The organism is Kribbella sp. NPDC059898 (assembly GCF_042730855.1).
Taxonomy (GTDB): domain Bacteria; phylum Actinomycetota; class Actinomycetes; order Propionibacteriales; family Kribbellaceae; genus Kribbella.
Map to the genome: position 1 here is coordinate 543,654 of NZ_JBHWKR010000002.1, position 20,066 is coordinate 563,719.

The window sequence follows — 20,066 nt, forward strand, 5'->3', positions numbered from 1 at the left end:
TCCTGTGTCATCCGAGGACCTTGCCGCGGTCGGCCAGCGCGACGTCGACCGGTGCGCCGCCGCGCAACGACTCGAGCCCGGCCTCGCAGACGGCCGCCGCGGCGTACCCGTCCCAGGCGCCCGGCCCGTCGATCTCGCCACGCCGGGTGGCGTCGACCCAGCGCTGTACTTCGATGTCGTACGCCTGCTCGAACCGGATCCGGAAGTCGGCCGGCATCGCGCCGCCCCAGTGCTCGCCCGCGCGGGTGAAGACACCGGAGCCGAGCCCGATCGTCGCGCTGCCCCGCTCGGCGACCGCCTCGCACCGGACTTCGTACCCGACCTGGAAGTTCACGAACACCTCGACGTCGGCGATCGCGCCGTTCGCCAGCTCGAACACGGCCAGCTGCGGATCCCGGACGCCCTCGGCGACCAGGCTGGTCGGCTTCGGGGTGTGCACGGTGATCCGGGTGATCTCCGCGCCGAACAGCCAGCGCGCGACGTCCACCTCGTGCACCATCGAGTCCCGGACGATCATCTCGCTCCGGAACGACGGCGCGGCGGTCTTGTTCCGGTGCACGTTGTGCAGCAGCAACGTCCGCCCGAGGTCGCCCGAGTCGAGCAGCTGCTTCAGGGCGGCGTACTCCGGATCGAACCGGCGCATGAACCCGACCTGGATCAGTGGCCGGCCGAGTTTGTGTTCGGCCTCGACCACCTGCAGCGACGAGGCCGCGTCCATCGTCAGCGGCTTCTCGCAGAGCACCGGCTTCCCGTGGTCCAGGCAGGCGAACAGCTGCTCGGCGTGCACGGATCCGGGCGACGCGAGGATCACCGCGTCGATGTCGTCGGCGCCGATCAGCTCCAGCGGATCCTCCACCACCCGGACGGCGTCGCCGTACGCCGTGCCGCCCGCGTGCCGCGCCGTACTCCCGGCCTCCCCGCCCAGGCCCTCCGTCAGCCGGGCGGCCAGCGCCTCGGCCCGGCCCTGATCCGCGTCGGACACCGCCACCAGCCGGGCGCCCGACGTCTTCCGCGCGACGCGCTCGGCATGGTCGGCGCCCATCACGCCGACACCGACGATGCCGACCCGCAGGTCACTCATCATCCCTCCCCTGTGGTTCGTCCACGACCACTCCAGGATCGATCTCCCGCAGCTCGTGGCTCAAGGCCTCCAGCTCGGAACCGCCGGCCATCTCGGTGGTCAGCTGCTCCAGGGTGATTTCCGGCCGGTGCGTGTCCAGCGCCACCCGGCCGAGCTTCAGGACGACGAAGTGGTTGCCGACCAGGTACGCGTGGTGCGGGTTGTGGGTGATGAAGATGACCCCGATCCCCGCGTCGCGGGCCTTCACGACGTACTTCAGCACCACGCCGGACTGGTTCACCCCGAGCGCCGCGGTCGGCTCGTCGAGGATCAGTACCTTGGCGCCGAAGTGGATCGCCCGCGCGATCGCGACGCACTGCCGCTGACCGCCGGAGAGCTTCCCGACCGGCTGCTCGAGGTTCGGGATCGAGATGCCCATCTTGGTCAGCTCGTCCTGCGCGATCCGCTTCATCTTCGCCACGTCGAGCTGCCGGAACGGGCCTTTGGTGATCTCGTTGCCGAGGAAGAAGTTCCGCCAGACCGACATCAGCGGCGCCAGTGCGAGGTCCTGGTAGACGGTCGCGATCCCGCTGTCCAGCGACTCGCGCGGCGAGGAGAAGTGCCGCTCCTCGCCGTTCACCGACATCCGCCCGGAGGTGTAGTCGTGCAAGCCGGCGATGATCTTGATCAGTGTCGACTTGCCCGCGCCGTTGTCGCCCAGCACGCAGGTGATCTCGCCCTGCCGGACCGCCAGCGACACCCCGCGCAGCGCGTTGATGTTGCCGTAGCTCTTGCCGACGTCCTCGAGCATCACGATCGGCGTGTTCGGGCTGGTCGCCGCGTCGTCCGCGAACGGTTCCGTGGTGGTCATCGCGCCTCCGCCCGGTTCTTCACGACCAGGTTCACGATCGTTGCCAGCAACAACATCACGCCGAGGAACGCCTTGAACCAGTCCGGGTTCCAGCCGGCGTACACCACCCCGAGCTGAACCATGGCAAAGATCAGTGCGCCGATCGCCCCGCCGACGACCGAACCGTAGCCACCGGTCAGCAGGCAGCCGCCGACCACCGCCGCGATGATGTACAGGAACTCCTTGCCGACACCTTCACCGGACTGCACCACGCCGCTCTGCACGAACAGCAGGTGCATGCCGGAGAACCAGCCGAAGAACCCGACCGCCATGAACAGGCCGATCTTCACCTTCTTCACCGGTACGCCGACCGCCCGCGCGGCCGCCGCGTCACCGCCCGCCGCGAAGATCCAGTTGCCGATCTGCGTCTTGAGCAGCACCCAGGCCGCGATCGCGACGAACGCGATCCACCAGACGACCAGGATCTTGATCGTGATGCCGCCGAGCCTGAACTCCGACGCGAACACGGCCTTCGCCGCGCCGAACCCGTCCATGTCGCTGATCGAGTTCGACGCGACGGCCCCGGAGGTGATCCGGGTGACCGCGATGTTCAGGCCTTGCAGGATGAAGAAGGTGCCCAGCGACACCAGGAAACTGGGCAGTCCGGTCCGCATCAGCAGCCAGCCGTTGAACGCACCGATCGCCAGCGACAACACCAGCCCGACGAAGACGCCGACCCAGACGTTCAGGCTGAACTGGTACGAGAGGATCCCCGCGGTCAGGCCGGACGTCGTCACCGCGACCCCGGCGGACAGGTCGAACTCGCCGCCGATCATCAGCAGCGAGACCGGCACCGCCATCACCCCGATCAGCGCGGCCTGGTACAGGATCGTGCCGGTGTTGTCGATGTTGCGGAACGGCGGCGCCGCGATCAGGAAGAACACCAGGATCAGGGCCGCGCCGACGAGTGATCCGATCTCCGGCCGGCTGAGCAGCCGGGCGCCCAGGGACCGGGCGGAGACGCGGTCGTCCGCCGAGGTGGGTGAGGTGATGGTCGATGCCATGGCGCTGCCTCAGCGGGTCCCGGCTTCGGCGTACTTCTGGACCGCCGCGATGTTCGACTTGTCGATGAACGCCGGACCGGTCAGGGTCGCCTGCCCGCCACCGATGGTGTCGCCGTTGTTCTTGTACAGCCAGATCGCGTCGATCGCGAGGTAGCCCTGCAGGTACGGCTGCTGGTCGACGGCGAACTGCACGGTGCCGTCCTGGACCGCCTTGGCCATCTCCTTGCTCATGTCGAAGCTGCCGACCTTCGCCGACGAGCCGGCGTCCTTGACCGCCTGGACCGCGGTCAGCGCGATACCGGCGTTCAGCGCGACCACGTAGTCGACGGCCTTGTCGGCCTGCAGCTTCGAGGTCAGCGTCGCCTGCGTACCGGGCTGGTCGGTGCCGTTGACGTTCACGTTCTCGACGTTGCCGAACTTGTCCTTGATGCCCTGGCAGCGCGCCTCCAGGCTGACGTTGCCCTGCTCGTGGATGACGCAGAGCACCTTCTTCGCGCCGAGCTCCTTGAGCTTCTCACCGGTCGCCTGGCCGGCGATCCGCTCGTCCTGGCCGAAGTACCCGAGCGCGCCGGTGGTCTTCCACTGGTCGAGCCCGCCGTTCAGGATCGTCACCGGGATGCCGGCCGCGATCGCCTTCTTGACGTTCGGGATCACCGCGTCGGGCTTGTTCAGCGTGACCGCGATGCCGTCGACCTTCGAGTCGATCGCGGTCTGCACCAGGTTCGCCTGGGCCGCGCCGTCCGGGTCGGCGGAGTACTGCAGCTCGATGTTGTCCTTCTTCGCGGCCGCCTCGGCGCCGCGCCGGACGATGTCCCAGAAGGTGTCGCCAGGTCCCGAATGGGTGATCAGGGCAACCTTCATCCGTGGTGTGTCCGCGACGTTCCCGCTGCTGCCGCCGGAGCTCTGCTCCTTCTGCTTGCCGCCGGACGAGCTGCACGCGGCCAGCGCCGCGGCGAGTGCGACGGCCGCGACCGTGGCCACCGCCTTCTTCTGCCACCGAACCATGAGTTGGTACCAGCCTTTCGGGTGTTCCTGGACTTTCTTGGGACCCGAGAGTGTCACACTCCCGCGGCCGTCAACTCGATACGCCACCCCCATGCGACGTGAGATAGGTGAGGGTCCGCCGCGCGATCGGCAGCGGTACGTCGGGGGCGCAGGGATACATGTCCTGCTCGACGATCGCGAACACGTCGGCGTCCAGCCCGGCAAGCGCTTCCAGCACCGGCGGCAGCTCCGGTACGCCGTCCGGCGGCTCGCGGAACACGCCCCGCCGTACCGCCTCGTCGACGCTCAGGCCCTCGGCCTCCACCTCGGCGAGGACCGTCGGATCGACCTGCTTGAGGTGGACGTAGCCGATCCGGTCCGGGTACTTCCGGATCAGCTCGAGGTTGTCGCCGCCGCAGTAGCTGATGTGCCCGGTGTCGAGGCACAGGTTCACGTACGCGCTGTCGGTCTCCGCGAGGAAGCGCTCGACCGTGTCCTGGGTGTCGATGTGGCCGTCGGCGTGCGGGTGGTACTGCGTCTGCAGGCCGAACTCCTCCTTCAGGCGCCGGCCGAGCTCTGTCACCGCCTGCCCGTGCCTGGCCTGTCCCTCGTGATCCAGCCGCTCCTCGACGATCTCGCCGTTGTCGCCGCGCCACATCGACGGCATCACGACCAGATGCCGCGCGCCCATCGCCGCGGTCAGCTCGGCCGTCCTCGCGACGTCCCGCCAGGTCGTCTCCCACCCGTCCGGGCGGTGCAGTTGCTCGAACGTCGTCCCCGCGGTCATCGTCAGGCCGCGCCGGTCGAGCTCGTCCTTCAGCCGCACCGGGTCGGTCGGGAGATACCCGTACGGACCGAGCTCGATCCGGGTGTACCCGGCCGCGACCACCTCGTCGAGGAACCGCGTCCACGACGTCTGCTGCGGGTCATCGGCGAACCAGACTCCCCACGAGTCCGGCGCCGTACCGAGACCGATCATCAGCTGTCCCCCTCGACCGGGGCGAGGTACGGACGCTGCGCCTTCTTGCTCTCCTCGTACGACGCCGAGGCGGCCTGCGTGCTCCGCAGTTCCGAGACCTCGCTGACCGGGACGTCCCACCAGGAGTCGCTGTCCGGCCCGCCGATCAACGGATCCGTGGTGACGTGGATCGCGATCGGGCCGGTGGCCGCCTTCGCGGTCCGGATCGCCTGCTCCAGGTCGGTCCGGGTGTGCACGTCGATCACGTCGACGCCGAAGCTGCGCACGTTCGCCGCCAGGTCCACCGGCAGGTAGTCGCCGTCCAGCCGGCCGTCGCCGGTGCGCTTGCGGTACGCCGTACCGAACCGCTGCGAGCCGAGCGACTCCGACAGCGCGCCGATCGACGCGAACCCGTGGTTCTGCACCAGGACCACGATGATCTTGATGTTCTCCTGGACCGCGGTGGCCAGTTCACTGGACATCATCAGGTACGACCCGTCGCCGACCAGCACGAACACGTCGCGGTCCGGGGCGCCGAGCCGGACGCCGAGTCCGCCGGCGATCTCGTATCCCATGCAGGAGTAGCCATATTCGACGTGGTATCCCTTCGGATCGCGCGTCCGCCACAGTTTGTGGAGGTCGCCCGGCATCGAGCCGGCCGCGCAGACAACCACATCAGACGCCGCCGACAATTCGTTGACGGTGCCGATCACCTCGCCCTGGGTGAGCAGTCCGTCGGCCGCGGTCCGGTCGGCGGAGGGCCGGAAAACTGCGTCAACAGTTCCGTTCCAGTTCCTGGTGAGTTCCTGGGCCGCCGCGGTGTACTTGGCGTCAACAGACCACTCGCCGAGCGCGGATCCCAACGAAACAAGGGCTTCCCGCGCATCGGCCACCACCGGGAGGCCGGCATGCTTAGTGCTGTCGAAACGCGCCACGTTGATGTTCAGGAACTTGACCTGCGGGTGCTGGAACGCCGTCCGCGACGCCGACGTGAAGTCGCTGTAGCGGGTGCCGATCCCGATCACCAGGTCGGCGTCCCGCGCCAGCGCGTTGGCTGCCGTGGTCCCGGTCGACCCCACCGCGCCCACCGACTGCGGGTGATCGTAGCTCAGCGATCCCTTACCGGCTTGGGTTTCCGACACCGGGATCCCGGTCCGCTCGGCGAACTCACGCAGTGCGTCCTCGGCCCCCGAGTAGTGCACGCCGCCGCCGGCCACGATCAGCGGACGCCGCGCGGACCGAAGGAGATCTACCGCCTTGTCGACAATTGATGCCTCCGGCAAGGGGCGCGCGACGTACCAGGTGCGCTCCGCGAAGAGCTCGTCCGGCCAGTCGTAGGCCTCCGCCTGCACGTCCTGCGGCAGCGCCAGCGTCACCGCTCCGGTCTCGACCGGATCGGTGAGCACGCGCATCGCGTTCATCAGTGCCGACGGCAACTGCTCCGGCCGCCAGACCCGGTCGAAGTACTTCGACACCGGGCGGAACGCGTCGTTGACCGACACGTCACCGGCGCCGAAACTCTCCAGCTCCTGCAGCACGGGTGTCGCCACCCGCGTCGCGAACACGTCCGAAGGGAGGATCAGCACCGGCAGCCGGTTGATCGTCGCCAGGGCCGCACCGGTCACCATGTTGGTCGAGCCCGGACCGACGCTTGCCGTGCAGGCGTAGGTCTGGAGCCGGTCACGGGTCCGGGCGAAGGCCGCCGCCGTATGCACCATCGCCTGCTCGTTGCGAGCCAGGATGTACGGCAACGCCTTCGGGTCCGCGAGCTCGGACTGCAGCAACGCCTGGCCGACGCCGGCCACGTTGCCGTGGCCGAAGATGCCCAGGCTCCCGGCGATCAGCCGCTGCCGTACCCCGTCCCGCTCCGAGTACTGGACGCTCAGGAATCGCACCAGGGCCTGCGCGACCGTGAGACGCACCGTCATGAGTCTTCCCCTCCAAAAGGCAACCGAGGATCGATATGTTGCGAACTCCACAACTCACGGACCCAGGCATGCCGCGGGTCGTCGGTGATCAGCCACTGGCGTTCGGTGCCGGGGCCCGCCATCACGTTCAGGTAGTACATGTCGTAGCCGGGCGGCGCCATCGCCGGACCGTGCCAGCCGTGCGGGACCAGGACGACGTCACCGCTGCGCACCTCGGCGAGCACGTCGATCGGGCGCTCCTCGGTGCCGTACACCCGCTGGTAGCCGATCGGATCGTTGCCCTTGACACCTTCCGGTACGTCGTCGGACAGCTGCAGCTCGAAGTAGTAGATCTCCTCGAGCTCACTCTCCTTCCCCGGCCGGTGCTCGTCGTGCTTGTGCGGCGGGTACGACGACCAGTTGCCGGCCGGCGTGATCACCTCGCAGGCGATGATCGAGTCCGCGTCGAGCACCCCCGGCGTACCGAAGTTCCGGACCTGCCGCGAGGCGACACCGGCACCGCGCAGTTCGGTCTCCACCTCGTCGGCGGCGACCCGGCGGAACGGGTGGTCCGCGGCCGCCCTCGCATGCGGGAACGCGATCCGCGCACCACCGGCGCTGACCACCGCGAACGTCGAGTTGCGCGGTACGTACGCGAGATCCGTCGTACCGGCGAACACGTCCGCCCGCCCGCCGAGCGGGACCGACTCGCCGTCCACGATCACCTCCGCCGAACCGCTCAGCGGAAGGACGATGTACTCACAGTCGCCGGTGTCGATCTCCACCGACTGACCGGGCCGCAACGTGCGGACCAACAGGCCGCTGTGATGCCAGTCCGGCTCACCAGGCCGCACCGCCACCTCGTATCCGTCGCCCGCCGCCGAACCGGCGGGCCGAACCCATTCAGTCATCCCAATCGCCGTTCGTCAGAAACCACGAGCGCCCGGGGGCCGGTCATGTGTTGCTGCCGTGCACCAGCGTCGCCGCATGGTCGACCGCCGCGGCCACATCGCCGTCCGGCGGGAACAGCAAGGCCCGCCCCACCACGAGTCCACGGACCGACGGCAGCTCGAGCGCCTTGCCCCACGACGCGTACGTCGCCTCCGGGGCCGCGGTCGGGTCGCCGCCGAGCAGCAACGTCGGCAAGGTCGTTGCCTCCATCACCCGATCGAGTTCGTCGACGACCGGCAGCTTGAGCCAGGTGTACGCACTCGTCGCACCGAGACCGGACGCGATCTGGATCGACTTGATCACCGAGTCCGGGTCGAGCAGGTTCGTCACCCGCCCGTCCTCGCCACGCGGCGACCAGAACGGCTCGACCATCGCCATCAACTTGTGCTCGGCCAGTCCGGTCACCGCCGCGGCGCTGCTCTCCAACGTCGCCACGGTCCCGGCGTCCGCGAGATCGATCCGGGTCAGCATCTTCCCACCGTCGAGCCGCCGCGCCGCGATCTCCTCGGCACTCCGGTACGCCGTGAACCGGTCGTCCAGCTCGAACGCCGACCCCTGCAGCCCGCCCCGGTTCATCGACCCGATGACGACCTTGCCCTCCAACGCCCCGAGCAGCAACAGATCCTCGAGCACATCCGGCGTAGCCAGCACCCCGTCCACCCCCGGCCGCTGCAACGCCACCACCAACCGGGACACCAACTCCACCCGGCTCCCCATCGCCATCCGCTCCCCACGAACCCCCAACGCCCCCCGCGCCGGATGATCCGCGGCAACAATCAGCAGCCGCCCATCCTCCCCCACCAACGCCCGAGTCCGCCGCCGCAGCCATCCCTCAGCCACCCGCCCCGGCTCCCGAACCCGAATCTCCGTCAACTCCCCCACCCGCCCAGCAACCTCAACCCACGCGGCCCCCCGCCGAACTCCCGCACGCTCTACCTCCGCGCCCGTCGCCTCCGCACTGACAAGCTCTGCGCCCGAGGTTCCCGCTCCAACAGGCTCCGCACTCCCGCGGCCTAGACCCTCGACCCCCGCAACCGCCACCTCAGCCGAGTCACCACCAACAGCCCCGGCAACACCCGGCTCACCATCCAGAGAGCTCGCGCCCGTCGGCCCAACGTCCGACAACCCCGCAACTGCAGACTCTGCGCTCGCACGCTCTGCACTCGCGGGTTCCGCACTCGCTGCCTCGGCGCCTACAGACTCACCATCCGCAGACCCGGCCCCCTCACCATCCGCAGACGCAGCCCTCGGCGAACCACCAGCAGGAGTCCGATCCGCGCCAACCACACCAGCTCCGGCGACCGCCGCACCAGCAGCCACGACGCCCGCAACCACAGCACCTGCAGCGGCTGCGGCAGCTCCGCTCACGGCCCCCGAACCAACACCAGCAGCCGCTCCCCCGACAGCACCAGCAGCAGTCGTACCCACGGACGTGCCGGCCGCTGCCGCTCCCGACGTACCCACAGCAGCTGTGCCCTCACCCCCACCGGACTCTCGCGAGTCACCGCGCGCATTCACATCACCCGCAGTACGTGCACCGTCTCCCTCACGCCCGCGGCCCCCGCCCGCCTGTGCCTTAACCTCGTCACCCGAACGCTCGTCAGCTACCCGCACCTCTGCACGGTCACCTGTCACGCCAGCGCTCTCGACACTCGCCACATCCTCCCGCTCATCAACCACCGCTGACCGCTCAACCCGAGCAGTCTCCCCGTGCCGCGGCCCGTCCTGAACCGCCCCGACAGAAGGAGTCCCAGCATCAACCTGCCCGTCTTGAGCCCGCCCTGCCTGACCCTGCTCGGCCTGCAACTGCTCGTCCTGAACCCGATCACCACGGGCCGGATCGCCCTGCAATCGTTGGGCTTGGGGCTGCTCGGCCACGGGTTTGCCCGTCGTGGGCTGGTCTTCACTCGAGGGCTGGTCTGCCTGGGGTTGCCTGGCTTGCGTCGGTCGGCGCGTGGACAGAGTTGCTTGCTGAGGACCACGCACGGTCTGCCCGCTCAACTGATGCCCGAGCGGAGCACCCGACGTACCCGACGATTCATCGCTCGCAGACGACGCGCCATCAGCCGACCGCACACCACCCACCGACTGCTCACGGCCCGGCTGCGCCGCACGGGACGGGCGCGTGGCAACCGCGTCGACAGGCAGGTTCAGGTTCCCGATCACGGTCGTTTGACCGTCGGGCGTCGCACTCATCAGCACCGTCGCGTCGTTCGGTCCCGGAACATCGGTACGGCGTACTCCGACGACCGGGTCGCTCGCACCACCGCTCGCGGACGTCGGCTCGCTCGCACCGCGGTTCGCGGACGTCGGATCGTTCACGCCGAGGTTCACGGCGGTCGCGGCGTTCGCACCGCCGTTCCCGGAGGTCGGGTCGCTCGCACCGCGGTTCGCGGAGGTCGAGTCGTACGCACCGCCGTTCCCGGAGGTCGGGTCGTTCACACCGCGGTTCGCGGCGGTCGGGTCGTTCCGTCGGAGGTCCGGGTCGGTCGGGTCCGAGATCACCGTGGGGTCGTCAGGTCCCGGTACGACAGGGGTGTCCGAACGGGGCACGATCATGGTCGGCTCGTTCGGCCCGGCGTATGCCGCCGCACTCAGATCGTGCGGCCGCCGCGTCACCACCGTCGGATCATTGGCCCCGGCCCCACGCACACCCTGCTCATCCGACCAAGCTTCTCCCCACACACCGGGATCGCCAGGCCGGGCACCACGAGCCACATCATCCCGCGCCGCACCACGCGCACCCGCGTCGCTCAGCCCGGCACCGCGCGCCACATCACTCCGCTCCACACCGCGCACCGCCGGATCGGTCATCCCAACACCAGGAGCGTCGGTCCGCACCCCGCCACGCACACCCGCAGCGCCCTGCCCGGTGCCATGAGCTTCAGCAGCACGCACGACCCCAAACTCGGCCGGGTCGCTCGGCCGGGTGCCGGGAGTCTCATCCCGGGACATGCCTCGCGCATCGGGAACGCCCTGCTCGGTGTCATGGGCTTCATCAGCCCGTACGGCGCGGCGACCAGACGGATCACCTTGCTGGGCGCCAGGAGCGGCCTCATCGCGGGGCGCGCCGGGCATACCCGCTTCGCTCTGGACGGTGCCGTGAGCACCGTCGTTCCGTGTTGCGTCACGCGTACCTGCAGGGCCTTGGTTGGTGCTGCCGGGTCGTGGGGTGGTGGGGGGAGCTGCGTGGGTTGGGGCTGGTGGCTGGGTGGGGTATTGGGGGTAGTCGGTTGGGGCTACCCACCAGGTTCCTTGGGACGCGGGTGGGGTGATCACGGTGGGGTCGTCGGGGGCGGGGGTGCGGGGGGTCAGGACAGTGGGGTCGTTGGTGGTCGGGGTGAGGATGGTCGCGTCTTGGTCTTCGGTGGGGGTTGGGATGGTGGCGTCCGGGTGTTCGGTGGGGCGGCGGATGGGGATCGGGCGGGCGTCTTCGGAGTACTGGTCCTCGGAGTATGGGTCTTCGGCGCGGTTGTTCGCGGAGTGTTGAGGGGTGGAGCGTTGGTCTTCGGACCAGTGGTTGCCGGGACGGCGGCCTTCGGAACGCTCGCCGTCAGTGGGTTGCCGGTCCTCGGCGTACGGGGTTCCCGATCGCTGGTCCCTCGAGTGCTGCTCGGTGGGGCGTTCGGGGTTGGAGGGGGTGTTTTCGTCGGTGGGGGTCATGCTTCGGGTCCCAGGTGGGAGAGGACTTCCGCGGTTGTGGGCATGGCGGTGGAGCATTCGAGGCGGGAGGCTACGAGGGCACCGGCGGTGTTGGCGAAGCGGATGATCTTCTCCAGGGGCCAGCCGGACAGCAGGCCGTGGCAGAGCGCACCGCCGAATCCGTCGCCGGCGCCGAGGCCGTTGACGACCTCGACCGGGTACGGCGGGACCTCGACGCGTTCGTCGCGGGTACGGGCGAGCGTGCCGCGGGGGCCCTGCTTGACGACGGCGAGTTCGAGGCCGCGGTCGAGGAGGGCCTGGGCGGCCTTGTCCGGGTCGGTCTCGCCGACGGCGACCTCGCACTCCTCACGGTTGCCGACAGCAACCGTGCAGTACTCCAGCGCCCGCGACACCTGCTGGTGCGCCTCCGAAGGATCCGCCCAGAACATCGGCCGGTAGTCCAGGTCCAGCACGGTGATCGGTTTCCGGCCACGGGCTTCCCAGGCGGTGAAGTGGGCGGAGCGGGAGGGTTCGGCGGAGAGGCCGGTGACGGTGGACCAGTAGATGCGGGCGTTGCGGATCGCGTCCAGGTCCAGTTCGGAGGGGTTGATGACGAGGTCGGGGGCCTTCGGGAAGCGGTAGAAGTACAGCGGGAAGTTGTCCGGCGGGAAGATCTCGCAGAACGTGATCGGGGTCGGCAGGCCGTCGACGGGGGTGACGAAGCGGTCGTCGACGCCGAGTTCGCCGAGGGTGCGGTGGATGAAGGTGCCGAACGGGTCGTTGCCGGTGCGGCTGATCACCGCCGACCTCCGGCCGTGCCGCGCCGCGGCGACCGCCACGTTCGTCGCGCTCCCGCCGAGGAACTTCCCGAACGAGGTGACATCCTCCAGGTGCGTCCCGAGCTGCAGCGGGTAGAGGTCGACCCCGATCCGCCCGATCGTCAGTACGTCCAGCTGTACGTCGTCCACCATCAGACCTTCCCATCCCGCCGGTCCGTCGGTACCCCGCATACCGAAGAACCACGCAGTGTCATCGGATCGTCGCGGCGATCTCGTGCAGGTGGGCGATGCTCGCCCGTACGTCGGCCACCGGGCCCTCGGTGGTCGGCCGGTCCGGCAGGATCGTGTCCTGTTCGAGGACGTACCAGCCGTCGTACCCGGACGTCTCGAGCGTGGACACGATCGTGGTGATGTCGATGTCGCCCGAGCCCAACGGCCGATACATACCGGCACGTACGGCGTCCGTGTACGTGACCTCGCCCGACTGCACCCGCGCGGCCCACGCGGCGTCCACGTCCTTCAGATGCGTGTGCCGGATCCGCGCAGCGTTCTCGACGGCCAGCGCCACCGGGTCGACACCGCCGATCAGCAGGTGCCCCGTGTCCAGCGTCAATCCGATCGACGACCCGTCGAGCACCCGCGCGACGTCGTCCGCGTTCTCGACCATCGTCCCGACGTGCGGGTGGATCGTCGCCAGTACGCCGCGCGAGGCCGCGAGCTCGGACAACCTGTCCAGGTTCGACAGCAAGGTGCTCCAACCGGCAGCGTCCAGCACCGGCCGGTCGTCGTACCCCTCCTGCCCCGTCGCCGCGGCGAGCACCAGCGTGCCGGCACCGGCCGCCACGAACCCGTCCAACGCCCGCAGCACCTCGGCCGAGGGATCGCCTTCGTGCAGTACGACGGGAACGAACCCGCCGACCGCCCGCAGGCCCACGTCCGCGAGCGTCTTCGCCTTGTCGGACGGGTCGTCGGGCAGGAACCCGTCCGGGCCGAACTCGGTCGCGGCGAGCCCGACCTCGCGCATCTCGGCGAGGACGGTCGCGGCGTCGTACTGCCAACCCCACCCCGGGACCTCGCACACGCCCCACGAGATCGGGGCGCCGGCGATCCGGGTAGCAATTTCGGTCATGACGAGGGCTCCTCAGAGCGTGACGATGCGGTTTTCGTGGCGGGACAGTTCGCAGGCGTCGGCAATCCGGAACGCGGCGAGCGCGTCGCGGACCGTGCAGGGTACCTCGCGGGTACCGGCGACGACCTCGGTGAACGCGGTCAGCTCGGCGACGTACGCGGGCTGGAACCGGTCCATGAAGGTCAGGTGCGGCGGCCCCTCGGGGAACGTGACGCCGGGTTCGGCCGAACGCAGCGCGGTCTGCGAGTCGAGGCCGACGGCGAGCGAGCCGAGGCTGCCGTGCAGTTCCATCCGTACGTCGTGACCGGCGCCGTTGTACCGGGTCCCGCTGACCGCGACGAACGTGCTGTCGTCGAGGGTGAGCAGCGCCGCGGCCGAGTCGACGTCGCCGTACTCACCGAAGAAGGCCTCGCCGCGGTTCGCACCGGTCGCGTACACGCTGACCACCTCGCGGCCGGTGACGTACCGGATGATGTCGAAGTCGTGCACCGTGCAGTCGCGGAAGAAGCCGCCGCTGTTCGGGATGTAGTCCTGGTGCGGCGGGAACGCGTCGTTCGTGTTCGCCCGGATGTGGTGCACGAAGCCGAGCTCGCCGGACGCGACGGCCGCCCGCGCCGCCTGGTACCCGGCGTCGAACCGGCGCTGGAAACCGATGTGTACCGGCACCGTCGACGCCTCCACCAACTCCACCACCCGCGACGTCTCCGCCAGGTCCAGAGCGACCGGCTTCTCGCAGAACGTCGGTACGCCGGCCGCCAGCCCCGCCTCGATCAGCGACGCGTGCGCGGACGTGGCCGCGGCGATCACGAAGCCGTCCAGGCCGGACGCGAGCAACGCCGGTACGTCGGGAGCCGACGACACGCCCAGCTCCTTCGCGACCGCCTCGGCCCGGGCCGGGTCCGCGTCGGCGACGACCACCTGATCCACCGCCGGCAAGCCCTGCAGGGTCGCGGCGTGGAACGCCCCGATCCGCCCGACCCCGACCAACCCGATCCGCATCGGCACAGCCTCTCTCACAGACGAGCGCACCCCGGCGGCGCGCTGGCTGTCAGCCTTCCGGGACCGTGGCAGGGGTGTCAATACTTTGTTAACACATTCTCACGTACAGACATGACCAGGTAGCATCCGGCCATGAACGCCGTCCCGATCCAGCTCGATCGGAGCAGCCCGGTGCCGTTGTACCACCAGCTGGCCGAGCAGCTGACCGCCGCCATCACGGACGGGCGGCTGCGCCCAGGTGACCCGTTCGAGAACGAGATCGGCATGTCGGACCGGCTGAGCCTGTCCCGCCCGACGGTGCGCCGCGCGATCTCCGAGCTGGTCAACCAGGGCCTGCTGGTCCGCCGCCGCGGCATCGGCACCACGGTCGCGAACCAGATGGTGCACCGCAAGGCCGAGCTGACCAGCCTGTACGACGACCTCGCCCGCGAGGGCCGGACGCCGCACACCGAGGTACTCGCGCTGGACGCCAAGGCCCAGGACGACCGCGCCGCCGCCGTCCTCGAGCTCCCGCCCGGCACCCCGCTGGTCTCGATCGTCCGGCTCCGGTACGCCGACGACCTGCCGCTGGCGATCCTCCGCAACTGGTTGCCGCCGACCCTCGGAAACCTCACCCTCGAGGACCTCACCAACGACGGCCTGTACGCCGTACTCCGCGCCCGCGGCATCCGTCCGACGGTCGCCCGGCAACGCATCGGCGCCCGCAACGCCACCGCCGAGGAGCGCCGCACCCTGCACATGTCCAAGGCCGAGCCCCTGGTCACGATGACCCGGGCCGCCTACGCCGCCGACGGAACCCCGGTCGAATACGGCAGCCACTGCTACCGAGCCGACCAGTATTCCGTCGACGTCGTCGTCTCCGAACGCTAGGCCTGGTTGGCCAGCAGGGTTCGGACCAAACGCAGACCTACTGAGAGGTGGGCCAGTTCGGGGCCCTCGATTTCTACGATCTCCTCGAGCATGGTGGCGGCTCGGGAGAGGGCCGCGGCGTTGCGGTCCTGCCAGGTGATGACGCGGTCCTCGGGTTCGGCGGTGGCGTCGGTGGTGGCCAGGACCTGCCGGGTCAGGCGGGCGTGGACGGCGTGCAGGTCGTCGCGGAGGGCCGCGCGCGCCATCGTCTGCCAGCGGTCGGTGCGGGGCAGGCCGATGATGCGTTCGAGGAACCGGCCCAGCTGCAGGCGTTCGCCGAGGGCGAAGTGGACCTTGGCGACCTCGAGGATGTCGAGGTCGTCGCTGGACGCGGTCTCCACGATCCCGAGTCCGGCGTACGCCGGCGGCAGCACCGCGATCCGGGTCGCGAAGTCCTCCGAGACCCCCTTCTGTACAAGGGCTTCCCGGCGCTGCTCGAACAGCGCCAGCTCACGGCCACGCAGTACCTCGGGCAACGCAGCGGTCAGCTTCGCGATGCCGGGGCCGAAGAACTCGATCAGTTCCTCGATGTCCACCGGTGGCCGCCGGTTCGACACCAGCCAGCGGGTGGCGCGCTCGACCAGCGTGCGGGTCTCCAGCCGCATCCCGGTCTGCGTCTCGGCGTCGACCACGTTGTCCAGCTCGGCGTTCGCGGCCAGCAGCTCAGGCTGCGCGAAGATCCGGGACGCCGCGAGGTTCGCGCGGACCACGTCCTCCTCGTTGCCGCCGGTCTCCAGCGAGAGCCGGTGGTACGCCGTGATGCCGGACGTGTTCACGAACTCGTTCACGACCTGCGTGGTGATGATCTCGCGGCGCAGCTGGTGGCTCTGGATCTGGTCCGCGAACCGTTCCTGGATCGCCTTCGGGAAGTAGCTGGCGAGCTTGTGCTTCAGGAACGGGTCGTCCGGCAGCGACGTCTTGAGCAGCTCGGCTTCCATCACGATCTTGGTGTACGCCATCAGCACCGACAGCTCCGGCGAGGTCAGCCCGCGGCCCTCGGCCTTGCGGCGCTTGAATTCCGGGATGCTCGGCAGGAACTCCAGCTGCCGGTCGAGCAGCCCCTGGCGCTCCAGCCGCCGGACCCAGTCCTGGTGGACGTGCATCAGCGCCGGCGCCTGCGCGGTCGCGTTGGCGAGCGCGATGTTCTGCCGGTAGTTGCTCTTCAGCACCAGCGCGCCGACCTCGTCGGTCATCGACGCGATGATGTCGTTGCGCTGCTTCTCGGTCAGATCGCCGTCCGCGACCACCGTGTCCAGCAGGATCTTGATGTTCACCTCGTGGTCGGAGGTGTCCACGCCGGCCACGTTGTCGATGAAGTCGGTGTTGATCCGGCCGCCGTGCGCGGCGTACTCGATCCGGCCGAGCTGGGTGCAGCCGAGGTTGCCGCCCTCGCCGACGGCGCGGGCGCGCAGGTCGGCGCCGTTGACCCGGATCGCGTCGTTGGCCTTGTCGCCGACGTCGGCGTTCGACTCGTTCGACGACTTCACGTAGGTGCCGATGCCGCCGTTCCAGAACAGGTCGACCGGCGCCTTCAGGATCGCGTTCATCAGCTCGGCCGGCGTCAAGGTCGGCGAGCTGCTCTCGATCCCGAGCACGGAACGGACCTCGGCCGAGATCGGGATCGCCTTCTCGGTCCGCGGGTACACCCCGCCGCCGGCCGAGATCAGCGACGCGTCGTAGTCCGCCCAGGACGAGCGCGGCAGGTCGAACAGCCGCCGACGCTCAGCAAAAGAAACAGCAGCATCGGGCGCCGGGTCCAGGAAGATGTGCCGGTGGTCGAACGCCGCGACCAGCCGGATGTGCTCGGACAGCAGCATCCCGTTGCCGAACACGTCACCCGACATGTCGCCGACGCCGACGACGGTGAAGTCCTCGTTCTGGCAGTCGTGGCCCATCTCGCGGAAGTGCCGCTTGACCGACTCCCACGCGCCGCGGGCGGTGATGCCCATCGCCTTGTGGTCGTAGCCGACCGAGCCACCGGACGCGAACGCGTCGCCCAGCCAGAACCCGTACTCCTTCGCGACCCCGTTCGCGATGTCGGAGAACGTCGCCGTGCCCTTGTCCGCGGCGACCACCAGGTACGCGTCGTCACCGTCGTACCGCACCACCGAAGAGGGCGGAACGATGTCACCGGCAACGATGTTGTCGGTGATGTCCAGCAGCCCGGAGATGAACGTCTTGTACGACGCGATGCCCTCGGCCAGCCAGGCGTCCCGGTCGACCGACGGGTCCGGCAGCTGCTTGGCGTAGAACCCGCCCTTCGCGCCGACCGGCACGATCACCGAGTTCTTCACCATCTGCGCCTTGACCAGGCCGAGCACCTCGGTGCGGAAGTCCTCGCGCCGGTCCGACCAGCGCAGCCCACCACGCGCGACCGCGCCGAACCGCAGGTGCACACCTTCGACCTGCGGCGAGTAGACGAAGATCTCGTACGCAGGCCGCGGCTGCGGCAGGTCCGGGATCGCCTTCGGCTCGAGCTTCAGCGAGATATACGACCGCGGCTGCCCGTCCGGACCCGGCTGGAAATAGTTCGTTCGCAGGGTCGCCTTCATCACGGTCAGGTACGACCGCAGGATCCGGTCCTCGTCCAGGCTCTGCACGGTGTCCAGTGCGGCCAGGATCTCCTTCTCCAGCTGGTCCGTCCGCATCGTCCGGTCCGGGTCGTCGGCTTCGCCGCGCGCCGGGTCGAAGCTGGTCTCGAACAGCTGCACCAGCAGGCCTGCCACGTCCACGTGGTTCAGGAAGGTGTTCTCGATGTAGTCCTGGCTGAACGGCGTACCGCCCTGGCGCATGTAGCGCTGGTACGCGCGCAGGATCGACACCTGCCGCCAGCTGAGGCTGCCACGCAGTACGAGCGCGTTCAGCCGGTCGGACTCGGCCCGGCCTTCCCAGACCGCCTGGAACGTGTCGGAGAACAGTGCGCGCAGCTCCTCGCGCTCCTCGCTGTCCTCCGGCGCCCGCAGCCCGAAGTCGTAGATGTAGGCCATGCTGCCGTCGGCACGGCGGATCTCGTACGGGCGTTCGTCCACAACCTCCACGCCCATCGCGCTGAGGTGCGGCAGTACGTGCGACAGCGACAGCGCCGACCCGGTGCGGAACACCTTGAAGCGACGCTCGCCCTCCCACTCCTCGTCGATCGGACTGTACAGCGACATGGCCAGCCCGTTCTCCGCGGGCAGTCCGTCGAGCACATGGACGTCGTTGACCGCGACGCGGGCGTCGAAGTCCTCCTTGTACGCCTCCGGGAACGCGTCGGCGTACCGCCGGAACAGCTTGGTGACCGCGCCGTCGCCGCCCTGCGCGTGCAGCGCCGCGGTGAAGTCGTCCTCCCAGGCGCGGGTCGCCTCGACGACCTGCTGCTCCAGGGTGTCCGCGTCGTACTCGCCCACGGTCTCGCCCTGCTTCATCCGGACGACGAAGTGCACCCGGGCCAGCACGGACTCGGTGACGTACGCCGCGTACGTGACCGACTCGGCGCCGATGGCGTCCTTGAGGATCTGCTGCATGCGCAGCCGGACCGCCGTGGTGTACCGGTCGCGCGGCAGGTACACCAGGCAGGACAGGTAGCGGTTGTAGACGTCACGGCGTACGAACAGCTTGACCGCGCGGCGCTCTTGCAGGTGCAGGACGGACTGCACGATCGGGAGCAGGTCCTCCACCGGCGCCTGCAGCAGCTCGTCGCGCGGGTAGGTCTCGAGGACGTCCAGCAGGCCCTTGCCGCTGTGGCTGTTCGGGTCGAAGCCGGTCAGCCGGAACAGCTCCAGCGCCTTCCGCCGCAGCACCGGCACCTGCATGACGCTCTCGGTGTACGCCGTCGACGACAGCAGCCCGATGAACCGGCACTCGCGGACCGGGTCGCCGTTCGCGTCGAACTGCTTGATGCCGACGTAGTCCAGGTAGGTCGAGCGGTGCACCGTGGAGCGGGAGTTCGCCTTGGTGAGGATCATCAGCTTGCGCTCGCGCGCCTTCGCGCTCACCTCCGGCGGCAGCTTCCCGGAGCCCGTCTTCGGGTCCGGCCGGAGGATGCCCAGCCCGGTCCCGGGGGTGCCGCGCAGGATGCCCTGGTCGCCCTCCATGGTGAAGTCGTACTCGCGGTAGCCGAGGAAGGTGAAGTGCTCGTCGGCCAGCCACTCCAGCAGCTCGCGGGCCTCCTCCACCTCGCTCTCCGGCACCGGCAGGTCCTCGGCCCGCAGCGCGGCCGCGATGCTGACCGCCTTCTCGTGCATCTTCGGCCAGTCCTCGACGGCCTCGCGGACGTCGTTCAGCACCTTGAGCAGCTCCCGCTCGAGCGCGCGGTGCTCCGCGACGTCGGCGATCCGCTCGATCTCCAGGTGCATCCAGCTCTCCCGGACGAGGTCGTGCTCGTCCGAGGCGGCGGTGTCGTCCAGGACCTCCTGCAGCGTGCCGGCGACGTCCCGCCGGACCACGAACTGCGGGTGGATCAGCAGCTGCAGCTCCAGGTTCCGGTCGGTGATCACCATCGACGCGGTGTCGACCAGGAACGGCATGTCGTCGACCACGATCTCGACCACGGTCCGGCCGGCCGCGGACCAGCCGTACTCCTCCGGGGTCGGCGTGAACACGTGCACCTTCGCGGTGCCCTGCGGCCGGGACATGGCCGACTTGTAATGGTGCCGCGCGGCCCCCAGGCAGTCGTTCGGCTGGCGCTCGGCGACGTCCTCGGCGGCGACGTGCCGGTAGTACTGCTCGAGAAAGGTCTTCAGCTTGACCGGGTCGACCACTTTGTCGTGCCCATGGGTTCCTGTGGCCACCGCCTTCGCGATCACATCGGCCTTCAGGACGTCCAGCTTGCTCTGCATTCCCCACCGTCTCC

Annotated in this window: 13 protein-coding genes; 1 reads left to right on the forward strand and 12 read right to left on the reverse strand. The window is 69.4% G+C overall.

Annotation, left to right across the window (positions count from 1 at the left end):
* Nucleotides 1–7 precede the first annotated feature (7 nt).
* From ACFV9C_RS08200 to ACFV9C_RS08250, 11 genes are all read right to left on the reverse strand, one after another.
* Nucleotides 8–1,081: a Gfo/Idh/MocA family protein gene (locus ACFV9C_RS08200; RefSeq protein ID WP_380191645.1), complete on the reverse strand. Its 1,074-nt coding sequence runs from the start codon at nt 1,079–1,081 to the stop codon at nt 8–10.
* Nucleotides 1,074–1,931: an ATP-binding cassette domain-containing protein gene (locus ACFV9C_RS08205; RefSeq protein ID WP_380191647.1), complete on the reverse strand. Its 858-nt coding sequence runs from the start codon at nt 1,929–1,931 to the stop codon at nt 1,074–1,076. The genes ACFV9C_RS08200 and ACFV9C_RS08205 overlap by 8 nt, the downstream gene beginning before the upstream one ends.
* Nucleotides 1,928–2,974, reverse strand: a complete 1,047-nt coding sequence (locus ACFV9C_RS08210; protein WP_380191649.1) for an ABC transporter permease — start codon at nt 2,972–2,974, stop codon at nt 1,928–1,930. The genes ACFV9C_RS08205 and ACFV9C_RS08210 overlap by 4 nt, the downstream gene beginning before the upstream one ends.
* Before the next feature lie 9 nt (nt 2,975–2,983).
* Nucleotides 2,984–3,979 carry a sugar ABC transporter substrate-binding protein gene (locus ACFV9C_RS08215; RefSeq protein ID WP_380191651.1) on the reverse strand — a complete coding sequence of 332 codons (996 nt, stop codon included), beginning with the start codon at nt 3,977–3,979 and terminating at the stop codon, nt 2,984–2,986.
* A 70-nt stretch (nt 3,980–4,049) separates the two neighbouring features.
* Nucleotides 4,050–4,937: a TIM barrel protein gene (locus ACFV9C_RS08220; RefSeq protein ID WP_380191653.1), complete on the reverse strand. Its 888-nt coding sequence runs from the start codon at nt 4,935–4,937 to the stop codon at nt 4,050–4,052.
* Nucleotides 4,937–6,844: a 3D-(3,5/4)-trihydroxycyclohexane-1,2-dione acylhydrolase (decyclizing) gene (gene iolD, locus ACFV9C_RS08225; protein WP_380191654.1), complete on the reverse strand. Its 1,908-nt coding sequence runs from the start codon at nt 6,842–6,844 to the stop codon at nt 4,937–4,939. The genes ACFV9C_RS08220 and iolD overlap by 1 nt, the downstream gene beginning before the upstream one ends.
* Nucleotides 6,841–7,734 (reverse strand): 5-deoxy-glucuronate isomerase, encoded by an 894-nt coding sequence (gene iolB, locus ACFV9C_RS08230; protein WP_380191655.1) that lies wholly within the window; start codon nt 7,732–7,734, stop codon nt 6,841–6,843. The genes iolD and iolB overlap by 4 nt, the downstream gene beginning before the upstream one ends.
* 43 nt (nt 7,735–7,777) lie before the next feature.
* Complete coding sequence (locus ACFV9C_RS08235; RefSeq protein ID WP_380191657.1) at nt 7,778–8,656, reverse strand: deoxyribose-phosphate aldolase; 879 nt, start codon at nt 8,654–8,656, stop codon at nt 7,778–7,780.
* Between the two features lie 2,777 nt (nt 8,657–11,433).
* Nucleotides 11,434–12,387: a 5-dehydro-2-deoxygluconokinase gene (gene iolC, locus ACFV9C_RS08240; RefSeq protein WP_380192305.1), complete on the reverse strand. Its 954-nt coding sequence runs from the start codon at nt 12,385–12,387 to the stop codon at nt 11,434–11,436.
* Nucleotides 12,388–12,445: 58 nt separating this feature from the next.
* Nucleotides 12,446–13,324, reverse strand: coding sequence for a sugar phosphate isomerase/epimerase family protein (locus tag ACFV9C_RS08245; protein WP_380191658.1), 879 nt, complete (start codon nt 13,322–13,324; stop codon nt 12,446–12,448).
* Between the two features lie 12 nt (nt 13,325–13,336).
* Complete coding sequence (locus ACFV9C_RS08250; RefSeq protein ID WP_380191660.1) at nt 13,337–14,323, reverse strand: Gfo/Idh/MocA family oxidoreductase; 987 nt, start codon at nt 14,321–14,323, stop codon at nt 13,337–13,339.
* A 132-nt stretch (nt 14,324–14,455) separates the two neighbouring features.
* Here ACFV9C_RS08250 and ACFV9C_RS08255 point away from each other — a divergent pair, with 132 nt between their 5' ends.
* Nucleotides 14,456–15,193, forward strand: a complete 738-nt coding sequence (locus ACFV9C_RS08255; protein WP_380191662.1) for a GntR family transcriptional regulator — start codon at nt 14,456–14,458, stop codon at nt 15,191–15,193.
* On the opposite strand, the gene ACFV9C_RS08260 is transcribed toward ACFV9C_RS08255, so the two are convergent.
* Nucleotides 15,190–20,052, reverse strand: a complete 4,863-nt coding sequence (locus ACFV9C_RS08260; RefSeq protein WP_380191663.1) for an NAD-glutamate dehydrogenase — start codon at nt 20,050–20,052, stop codon at nt 15,190–15,192. The two genes, ACFV9C_RS08255 and ACFV9C_RS08260, sit on opposite strands and share 4 nt — an antisense overlap.
* Between the last annotated feature and the right edge of the window lie 14 nt (nt 20,053–20,066).